The organism is Rothia nasimurium, from assembly GCF_004569295.1.
GTDB classification, from domain to species: Bacteria; Actinomycetota; Actinomycetes; order Actinomycetales; family Micrococcaceae; genus Rothia; species Rothia nasimurium_B.
The window spans coordinates 1-381 of sequence record NZ_SPQC01000124.1 but is presented as its reverse complement, the minus strand read 5'-3'; the positions used below and the strand labels follow the sequence as shown (position 1 = coordinate 381).

At 64.3% G+C, this 381-nt stretch carries 1 protein-coding gene; it reads right to left on the bottom strand.

From position 1 onward, the window contains the following. Positions 1-381: catalase (locus tag E4U03_RS12675; RefSeq protein WP_135014066.1), on the bottom strand; the 381-nt coding region annotated here is incomplete at both ends.

Here is a 381-nt window from a genome sequence, read left to right as displayed (position 1 = left end):
GGTTGTGGAAGGGGCAGCGGGCCGCATTGACGGGCAGATGCTGGTGGTTGGTGCCAACCCGGTACAGCTGGGCGTCGTGGTAGGCGAACAGCCGGCCTTGCAGCATCTTGTCCGGCGAGTATCCCATGCCCGGCACGGCATTGGCCGGCGAAAAGGCCGCCTGCTCGACTTCCGCGTGGTAATTGTCCGGGTTGCGGTTCAGCTCAAAAATCCCCACCGGCAGCAGCGGGAAGTCGGCGTGCGGCCACACTTTCGTCAGGTCGAACGGGTTCCAGCCAGTGCGCTGCTCCCATGCATCGAGTTGCTCCTGCGTCGCCACCTGCAGTTTGACTTCCCACTGGGGGAAATCGCCGCGTTCGATGGCGCCGAACAGGTCACGCT